Raw genomic sequence first — 7,978 nt, 5'->3', positions numbered from 1 at the left:
GGAAGCGCTGAAGTGGTTTAGGCTGGCAGCAGCGCAGGGGGATGACGAGGCACAGTCCGCCATCGACGAGATGTACGCCGAAGGCCGCGGCGCAGACTCCGTGACCTCGGCATTGACAACCGGTCATTAACCAAAGGATAGATCTCATGGGAACCGCACCAAAAAAACACAAAGTACCAGTACAGGCCACCAAGCTGAAAGTCACCGCGACCGTCACCGGCCTGGACACGGAGCTTGCCACCGTTGGCGATGCCGTCAGTCTGATAGTCGAGGTTGACGGACAAAGGTTTGTCGCACCAATCAGCCCGAAGTCGTTTCGCAAGTGTCAGGCCGCTATCAAGGCGGGCGAACCCGGCACCGTCATGGTTCTGCTGACCGGCGAGCTTGACTTGGACGCGAAGCAAATCAACGCGGCTGGCATAGTCCCAATGGTGAAGGTGCCCAAGCCGCCAAAGCCTGATGCCGATGGTTCGGGTGATGCCATTGCGCCGACTGGTGATGTATCGGTGCCAGATGCCATTGCGCCTGCTGATGCAGCGCCACCTGCTGCACCACCTGTGCCGATAGTCACGATCAAGAAACTGCGGATCCCTGAGCCGCAGGGTTGAATCACGAAATCGGAGCAAGGTATAAATTGCGCTTCGCTTATTGCCTTGATTGACCCGCCAAGCTCAAGCCAAACCGTTTAGCATTTTCGCGGGCGTGAGGCAGATAACACATTGATTTTGTTATTGTTTTCAATGTGTCCAGCCTTTGTCTTTTTGTGAGACACACCGCCATTTACAATTGATACCGATAGCCGATTAAAGCTATTTTTGCAAACCGCAGAAACGAAAAAGCCACCCGGCAAGGTGGCCTATCCGTGACTTTTGCAAGTCGTATTCTCGAATCATCCAACAGATGCGAGTTTACCAAAAACCATAAACAACCCAAACGGGTTGTGGTTTTTGACGGGTGTCGTTTCAAGGTTGCTGGTTAACCCTAACTTTGAAAGCTCTTAATGTCTCACGACACCAACACCGCCTCCACTGCGCGAGTTGAATCCCCCCTGTTTGATCGGACTGAAGCCCACACCTACCTGGGCATATCGTCGTCAAATTTTCAATCAATGCGCAAGCGCGGAATTCTGCCCAAGCCTGTTTACATTTCTCCCGACCGACCTAAGTGGCTGAAGGCTGACATTGACGCATTCATTGCGAGCCGGTAAGCATGGCCGCACCAGACTACATGCCCGCCGGGGCAGGTACCGGTACGCCCGCCAGCAGTAAACCGCCGCTTGACCAGGGCAGAACCACTAAAAAACCGAACTTTTTTTGCAAAGGTAAACGACGTTTACCAGGTCGTGACGAGACTATTTCAGGTGTTACCAACAAACACAGGAAATATTTTATGGCTGACCGAATTGAAATCTTGACGACCCGCATTGAGGACGAGCTGCGCCCGGTGTTGAAAACACCAGTGGCATCAGCTTATCTTGGAATCCGTGGTGCAACCATGCGCGAATGGGCTGACAAAGGGACTGGCCCCCTTCAACCACTCAGGTTTAACAAGCGTGCCTTGCTTTGGAAAACAAGTGACATAAAAAAACTGCTGGGAGTCGCAGCATGATGCCCGCCGCCCACAAAAACGATTGCCCGGTAGCAGCCGGGCAAATCGCAAAAACAATCACAAAACACACTGCTGATTTTATAGCATTTACATGGCGTTTCACTGTGAATCTGGTGCGTCTGAAAAACATTGGTCTGGCGCTTTGGGTCACGCGGTACGAAATGGCACCAGCCAATCAAACGATTGGAGCCACCCCATGAGCGCCGCCCCAAAGACATACGAATTGAGCACAGGGATGGAGTTGCTGGATGAGCCTGATGTCCCGTCCGTGCTGTCCAACTTGTCCGCCCGTATCAAGATCTACGCCCGGATGGCAGAGCGCAGCGTACAGACCGCCGCCGCCGCAGCCGTTACCACCGGCAACTTGTTGATTGAAGCCAAGGCGAAATTAAAACACGGCGAATGGGAAATATGGGTTACGGAAAACTGTCAACTGGCAGTAAGTACAGCGCGAGCCTATATGAGATTGTCGAAAAAGATTCAACAGCTTGATGATTCAAATCGACAACGCGTTAGCGATTTGCCATTGCGTGAGGCACTCAAGGCAATTACCACCGACCCGACAGCGCCGCCGAAGCCAGCCTACAGCAGATACCGAGAGAACCGCACCGACTCAGAGCGGGCATCGTCTATTTTTGGCAAAGCAGAGTCATCCCTGAAGGCGGTAAAAAAGCTGATCGGTTATCAACTGCCAGTCAAACGACAGCAGCTTGACGGACTTCGTAAAAAGCTAAACGATGCGCTGGTGGAGCTTGATGCTCTTGATGCGCAAGCCGCCGCTGATGCCGTGGAGGTTCAGCAATGACCACCGCACAAAAAGAAAACCCGCCAGTGCTGTCACACGTAGCCACCGACAGCACCGACCGGCAAGCATTCGCCTTGCTGAAATGGCAAGCCGGGAAGATTCAGCAAGAGCTGGTGAAGGTGCCCTCGGGCTACCTGTTGTCACGCTGGGGCCAGACCCGGCATTGCAGCACGTTGTCTGAGTTGCAGACCATCCTGGCGCGTATGGGAGTAAAAAATAATGAGTAACGACATTGACCGCGCCCGTGATGCGCTGCAAAGTTTGGATCCAAATTGTGACCGTGATGCCTGGGTGAAAAGGGGCATGGCCTATCACGCCGCAGGGGGCGACTTCGACACGTTCGACCAATGGAGCGCCGGGGCTGGCAACTACACCGCCGCCGGTGCCCGTGATGCCTGGCGTTCGTTTAAGGACACGCAAGGGGGTGTTACTGCTGGTGCGCTTTTCGGCATGGCGCGTGATGCCGGATGGACTGAAGGCACCGACCGCAAACCCGCGCCAAAGAAGGCTACACGGGCCGCAGAGCCACCACGCAAGCCTATGCCTGGTAACAGTGCGCCAGAGGTATGGAATCGCCTGGTGCCCGTTCTGGTGCACCAGTACAAGGCAACAAAAGGCGCAACCGGAGCGCCCAATGAGAATTTGCGCATGGTGCCCACTGACAGCACATTGACCATTGCGATGCAGAGCCTGGCCGGTGCTTTGGCAGTGCCAGCTTATGCGCCGGATGGCACGATGCAGAGCATTCAATTCATACCGGTGCCAGGCAAAGGTAAGAAGTTGAACCTGCCCGGTGCGTCAATGTCTGGCGCATGGTTCACCGTCGGCACCATCAAGCCCGGTGAGCCGGTTTACCTGTGCGAGGGTATCGGCACCGCCTGGGCTTGCTGGATGGCTACAGGGGCCGCTGCTGTCGTTTGTTTCGGCTGGGGCAATATCGACAAGGTAGCCAAGCAGTTGCGCCAGAGCGATGCCAGTGCCCGGCTGGTGCTTTGCCCGGATGTTGGCAAGGAAACCGCCGCCGACAAAATCGCCGCTGAAGTTGGGGCCGGTGTTGCCAAGATGCCTGATGGATGGAAGGACAACAGCGACTTAAACGACTTGTTTCAATCGCCTAATGGTGGTTTCGATGCAGTTCAGCAAGTGCTGGAATCGGCCAGCGAGCCACCAAAGCCCGAGCAGCAGTACCCGGTTTCGCTGGTTTTTGCCGACGAGCTGAGTGACACATTCGAGCCGCCCGACGAGCTGGTGGAGGGGCTTATCACCGCTGGCGATGGCAGTGTGCTTTATGGCGACAGCAACAGCGGCAAAACCTTCCTGGTCATTGATCTGGCTGCTGCTGTCGGGCGTGGCGTGCCTTGGCTTGGCCGCCGCACCGAGCAGGGCATGGTGGTTTATCTGGCAGCGGAATCTGTCGGCAGTGTCCGCACCCGACTTCAGGCTTACCAAAAGCACCACGGCTGCCTGGTGCCTAACTTTGCCATTGTCCAAAGCCCGATTGATTTATTTGACGGCAATGCAGACACCAAGCGCGTCATTGACCTGGTGCGCGTCCTGGAGCAGCAGCGGGGTCAAAAGGTGCGGCTGATTGTGGGTGACACCTTGGCGCGACTGTCGGCAGGTGCCAACGAAAACGCCGGGCAGGATATGGGCATGGTCATCAGTCGATTTGACCGGATTCGCACCGAGTGCAAAGCGCATTTCATGTTGATTCACCACTGCGGAAAAAACGCAGCAAACGGTTCCCGAGGGTGGAGTGGCATTCGCGCCAGCATTGACACCGAGCTGGAGGTTACGGACAACCCCGCCGGTCGGTGCCTTGAGATAACCAAGCAGCGCGACCTGGGCACCAAGGGCGAGCGTATCGGTTTTAGGCTTGATTCAGTTGTCATGGGCGAAACCAAGTGGGGCAAGCCCGCGACAAGCTGCATTGTGGTGCCCGTCGATGCGCCGGTGAAGGTGTGCAAGGCTATCAAGCTGGGCGAGACGCAACAGGCTGTCATGGCGCTATTGCGGGGCGCTGGCAGGGATATGCGAATCAAGGAAATTGCAGAGAAATTGGCCGATCAGGATATCGGTAAAACCAGTGTCTATAACGCTGTCAATCGGCTGCGTGATGTTGAGCTTGTCGAAGTGTCAGGAGGCATTGTGCACCTGATAGGGGGTAAACCTTGATGCCCACTCATTCACGTCTATTCACGTCTATTCACGCGGGAATTATAAAAACACCCGTGAATCATTCACGTTTATTCACGCCACCCTTTAGGGGGCGTGAATGGCGTGAACGGCGTGAATGGGAATTTTTGGTGGTTGGGAGTCACTGCAATGACTAACCCCTTTTCTGGTGCAGACTTCAAACCCGGCACCTACCGTTGTCCGAGCTGCAATGAGCCATTCTTCAAAGACCTGATTTGGAAGGCCACCTGCCTTGAGTGCTACCTGGACAAAAAGGGCAAGCGCCGCGCCGAAGCTGAAATTCGTTACGTCAAGGTGGCTGCCGAACCGATTGAGCCGACCATGTTGCGCCGCTTGCTGCAATGCTGCCACCCAGACCGGCACGATGGTTCTGAGGCAAGCCGTCTAGCGACGCAGTGGCTACTGCAACAGCGAGGGGGCCAGCATGGCTAAAAAACTCAAGCAGCAAGGCCAGATCAATCTGCTTACTGGCGACGTGGAGCCGCCGGTACGAGTCCACGGCAAGCCCGAGGCTGCTGCACTGATCGAGGTTTTACGGGCGTTACGGGCGCACCCTGCCGTGAGCTGGGCTGAACGCATGAACAGCGGTGCCGCCCGTATCGGCAACAGGTTTGTGAAGTTCGGCTTTACCGGGTGCCCGGACGTGTTGGGCCAGTTGCGTGATGGCCGACTGTTGGGTGTTGAGGTGAAAGCACCCAAGGGCCAGTTGCGTCCAGAGCAGCGCATCATGTTGGAGCGCATCAATGGCGCCGGGGGCTTGGGGTTCATCGCCCGCAACTGCAAAGACGTGTTCACCGCACTTCAAACGAAAGGTTCGGCATGACACCAATACTCGCGCCACAAACGCTATACCGGCACCCGGACGGCTGGAGTATCAGTTACGCCGAAAACGCATTGATCTCAACAGACGATGATTTGAATTTTGTGATTGTGCCGATTGGCAATATTTGCCTGTTGGAGCTTGCAAAGAAGTTGTACGACATTGCAATGAAAGGTACGCCATGAGCACCAAATTGATACAAACTGCGACAGCACAGCGTCAACGCAAGCACAGGGCCAAGCGCAGCGCCGCCGGGTACCGTTCAACTGTACGCCACCCTGCCAGCCGACACCAAAGAAACGATTTATACGGTTTATTTATTTTCAATCATTTTTTTAATGGCGGGATTGGTGGCGGGATAAATCAAAAATCAATTTTAAGTTGTTGATTTATATAGACACTCGGCGGAGTACGCGTCCGCCATAGCATCAAACCGCTTTTAAAAAGCCATTTACCAAGCGCCAGCACATCGTATGCCCGGTCATCCAACTATGGATCATCGCGAAACCCCAAGCCGGAAAACGATTTTCCTGATGATCGTGAACTGAATTTTTAGCCCCACAGCCGCATCAAACACCAGTCTGGCACACCAGTGCCACCACCACCTCAACAACCCGCCACGGCCAACCCTGACAAGACCGTGGCGTATCGGAGAAACAAACACAAGGAGCTGGCAAGGGGTATGCTCAAAGTTAAGCACACCCGAGATGCTCCAAATCTGGATCATCCAACCAGGCCAAGGGGTATGCGCAACTTCACGCACACCCCGGCCAATTGCAGGAATCCCTGCAATTAGAACCAGCCATTGCGTAACTGGCACTGCCCGGTCATTGGGCTGGACTGAGATTGATGCGCTTGTCATTGATGATTTGGCGCACCTTCAGACCGAGCTAATCGAGATTGACGAGAATCTGTGCCGGGCTGAACTGAGCAAGTCGCAACGCAACAAGTACACCAAGCGTAGGAAGCAGATTTGGGAGGCGATGAACCCTGAGACGGTGGCTCCGAAAGTCCCAAAACCACGGACTAAGAGAAAGAGTGGCGGGAAAGGTGCTGTAAAAAATACTGAACCTGAATCGGCAGGGGATGATGCTATAAATCTTGAAGTGCGACAAGCTGTCGCACTTCAAGATACAAGTAAGCACGGAGGGTCACGACCGCACCCGCTGAATTTTGCAGCGTCAACCGAAGAAGCCACCGGCCAAGATAAGCGCACCACCCAACGCGCCATCGCCATTGCCAAAGTCCTTGATTATGCCGTGCTGGACAAAATCACCGACACCAGCTTGGATAGCAATGTTGAGATGGCCGCCCTTGCCAAGTTGCCAGAGCCAGAACGGGCGGTATTGGTAGAACGTGCAGCAGCAGGGGAACAGGTATCAGCCCGGCCAGCAAAGCCAGCAGCGGCCAAAACCACAAGCGTAGGAAGCAGATTTGGGAGGCGATGAACCCTGAGACGGTGGCTCCGAAAGTCCCAAAACCACGGACTAAGAGAAAGAGTGGCGGGAAAGGTGCTGTAAAAAATACTGAACCTGAATCGGCAGGGGATGATGCTATAAATCTTGAAGTGCGACAAGCTGTCGCACTTCAAGATACAAGTAAGCACGGAGGGTCACGACCGCACCCGCTGAATTTTGCAGCGTCAACCGAAGAAGCCACCGGCCAAGATAAGCGCACCACCCAACGCGCCATCGCCATTGCCAAAGTCCTTGATTATGCCGTGCTGGACAAAATCACCGACACCAGCTTGGATAGCAATGTTGAGATGGCCGCCCTTGCCAAACTGCCAGCGCCAGAACGGGCTGTACTTGTAGCACCAACGACACCAAAGGCCCCCCCAAAGTGACGGCACCTTTCAAGGGGGGTAGCAGTTTGCGACCCCCCCTTGCACTACGAAAAATCCGTAGTAACAGGCCGTCTCCTAAGTTTTAGGGAGACGGTCAACCCCCACCGCACCTATCCCTGCAACCGTCAAACATCAGGACATTACAGGGGCTACTTTGGTCGTGATAGCACCATAGCGGTCAGGTCAACCAAGGAACCCAGATGCCAGAAACCCCAGAATCACGCCGCGCAGCAGAGGCACAGCAAGGTATGAAGCTGCTTCATGCCTTTCAAGACAGGCTAGAAATGCAGTCGGTCATGAGCAAATCGCTTGGCCGCAAGGTCATCCTCAAGACCACCGAAGGCGACTTCAGTTCACACACCAAGCCGCGCAAGGCCGCACCGCCCTACAGCCAGCCCAGCCGGACACCGATCCAGATACCTAAGCAGTTTGCAGGCGACAGCGACAAATCGTTCATGTTTCGTCTGGCAGTCCATGAAGTCAGTCACTCGCTGGCAAATCTCTTGTTCACTGGAGGCGTTGACGGTATTTTGCTGACCTCACTTGACGATGGTGGAGTTGGCAAGTGCTACGGATTAACCGGCACTGGCGTAGATGCTGCCCGTGTTGCCATTGCTGGCCTCGCAGGCGAGAGGCTTGTCGCTGGCAACCCGCTACCCATTGAAGGCTTTGCCGTGGACATTGAATCTGCATGGGGCCACAT

General features: G+C 55.0%; 13 protein-coding genes. All 13 read left to right on the top strand.

Features of this window, described 5'->3' with window-relative positions:
* The first annotated feature begins 146 nt into the window (after positions 1-146).
* Positions 147-608 (top strand): hypothetical protein, encoded by a 462-nt coding sequence (locus ACOYNV_RS24065; RefSeq protein ID WP_422902348.1) that lies wholly within the window; start codon positions 147-149, stop codon positions 606-608.
* A 601-nt stretch (positions 609-1,209) separates the two neighbouring features.
* The gene (locus tag ACOYNV_RS24060; RefSeq protein WP_422902347.1) at positions 1,210-1,608 is read left to right on the top strand and encodes a hypothetical protein; all 399 of its coding nucleotides are present in this window, start codon (positions 1,210-1,212) and stop codon (positions 1,606-1,608) included.
* Complete coding sequence (locus tag ACOYNV_RS24055; RefSeq protein ID WP_422902346.1) at positions 1,605-1,808, top strand: hypothetical protein; 204 nt, start codon at positions 1,605-1,607, stop codon at positions 1,806-1,808. The genes ACOYNV_RS24060 and ACOYNV_RS24055 overlap by 4 nt, the downstream gene beginning before the upstream one ends.
* Entirely contained in the window at positions 1,805-2,413 is a 609-nt protein-coding gene (locus tag ACOYNV_RS24050) for a DUF3102 domain-containing protein (protein ID WP_422902345.1), read from the top strand. The genes ACOYNV_RS24055 and ACOYNV_RS24050 overlap by 4 nt, the downstream gene beginning before the upstream one ends.
* A complete protein-coding gene (locus tag ACOYNV_RS24045) occupies positions 2,410-2,640 on the top strand; it encodes a hypothetical protein (RefSeq protein WP_422902344.1) in 231 nt (76 codons plus the stop codon). The genes ACOYNV_RS24050 and ACOYNV_RS24045 overlap by 4 nt, the downstream gene beginning before the upstream one ends.
* On the top strand, positions 2,633-4,588 hold the full coding sequence (locus ACOYNV_RS24040; RefSeq protein WP_422902343.1) for an AAA family ATPase: 1,956 nt from the start codon (positions 2,633-2,635) through the stop codon (positions 4,586-4,588). The genes ACOYNV_RS24045 and ACOYNV_RS24040 overlap by 8 nt, the downstream gene beginning before the upstream one ends.
* A gap of 150 nt (positions 4,589-4,738) precedes the next feature.
* Positions 4,739-5,041, top strand: coding sequence for a hypothetical protein (locus ACOYNV_RS24035; RefSeq protein WP_422902342.1), 303 nt, complete (start codon positions 4,739-4,741; stop codon positions 5,039-5,041).
* A complete protein-coding gene (locus ACOYNV_RS24030) occupies positions 5,034-5,432 on the top strand; it encodes a VRR-NUC domain-containing protein (RefSeq protein ID WP_422902341.1) in 399 nt (132 codons plus the stop codon). The genes ACOYNV_RS24035 and ACOYNV_RS24030 overlap by 8 nt, the downstream gene beginning before the upstream one ends.
* Positions 5,429-5,614 carry a hypothetical protein gene (locus tag ACOYNV_RS24025; RefSeq protein ID WP_422902340.1) on the top strand — a complete coding sequence of 62 codons (186 nt, stop codon included), beginning with the start codon at positions 5,429-5,431 and terminating at the stop codon, positions 5,612-5,614. The genes ACOYNV_RS24030 and ACOYNV_RS24025 overlap by 4 nt, the downstream gene beginning before the upstream one ends.
* Entirely contained in the window at positions 5,611-5,817 is a 207-nt protein-coding gene (locus ACOYNV_RS24020; RefSeq protein ID WP_422902339.1) for a hypothetical protein, read from the top strand. Before ACOYNV_RS24025 ends, ACOYNV_RS24020 begins: the two co-directional genes overlap by 4 nt.
* A gap of 442 nt (positions 5,818-6,259) precedes the next feature.
* Positions 6,260-6,877, top strand: a complete 618-nt coding sequence (locus tag ACOYNV_RS24015) for a hypothetical protein (protein WP_422902338.1) — start codon at positions 6,260-6,262, stop codon at positions 6,875-6,877.
* A complete protein-coding gene (locus tag ACOYNV_RS24010) occupies positions 6,874-7,275 on the top strand; it encodes a hypothetical protein (RefSeq protein WP_422902337.1) in 402 nt (133 codons plus the stop codon). The genes ACOYNV_RS24015 and ACOYNV_RS24010 overlap by 4 nt, the downstream gene beginning before the upstream one ends.
* Before the next feature lie 296 nt (positions 7,276-7,571).
* Positions 7,572-7,978, top strand: a 407-nt coding sequence (locus ACOYNV_RS24005) for a hypothetical protein (RefSeq protein ID WP_422902336.1), incomplete at its 3' end; no start/stop codon positions are given.

The organism is Propionivibrio sp. (genome assembly GCF_049316945.1).
Taxonomy (GTDB): domain Bacteria; phylum Pseudomonadota; class Gammaproteobacteria; order Burkholderiales; family Rhodocyclaceae; genus Propionivibrio.
This window is presented reverse-complemented; position numbering and strand designations above follow the sequence as displayed.

Excerpts from the sequence above, each read along its gene's own strand:
- ACOYNV_RS24050 (WP_422902345.1), top strand. The coding sequence starts at position 1,805 with ATGAGCGCCGCCCCAAAGACATACGAATTGAGCACAGGGATGGAGTTG.
- ACOYNV_RS24040 (WP_422902343.1), top strand. The coding sequence starts at position 2,633 with ATGAGTAACGACATTGACCGCGCCCGTGATGCGCTGCAAAGTTTGGAT.
- ACOYNV_RS24030 (WP_422902341.1), top strand. The coding sequence starts at position 5,034 with ATGGCTAAAAAACTCAAGCAGCAAGGCCAGATCAATCTGCTTACTGGC.
- ACOYNV_RS24010 (WP_422902337.1), top strand. The coding sequence starts at position 6,874 with ATGAACCCTGAGACGGTGGCTCCGAAAGTCCCAAAACCACGGACTAAG.
- ACOYNV_RS24035 (WP_422902342.1), top strand. The coding sequence starts at position 4,739 with ATGACTAACCCCTTTTCTGGTGCAGACTTCAAACCCGGCACCTACCGT.
- ACOYNV_RS24065 (WP_422902348.1), top strand. The coding sequence starts at position 147 with ATGGGAACCGCACCAAAAAAACACAAAGTACCAGTACAGGCCACCAAG.
- ACOYNV_RS24055 (WP_422902346.1), top strand. The coding sequence starts at position 1,605 with ATGATGCCCGCCGCCCACAAAAACGATTGCCCGGTAGCAGCCGGGCAA.
- ACOYNV_RS24060 (WP_422902347.1), top strand. The coding sequence starts at position 1,210 with ATGGCCGCACCAGACTACATGCCCGCCGGGGCAGGTACCGGTACGCCC.
- ACOYNV_RS24025 (WP_422902340.1), top strand. The coding sequence starts at position 5,429 with ATGACACCAATACTCGCGCCACAAACGCTATACCGGCACCCGGACGGC.
- ACOYNV_RS24045 (WP_422902344.1), top strand. The coding sequence starts at position 2,410 with ATGACCACCGCACAAAAAGAAAACCCGCCAGTGCTGTCACACGTAGCC.
- ACOYNV_RS24020 (WP_422902339.1), top strand. The coding sequence starts at position 5,611 with ATGAGCACCAAATTGATACAAACTGCGACAGCACAGCGTCAACGCAAG.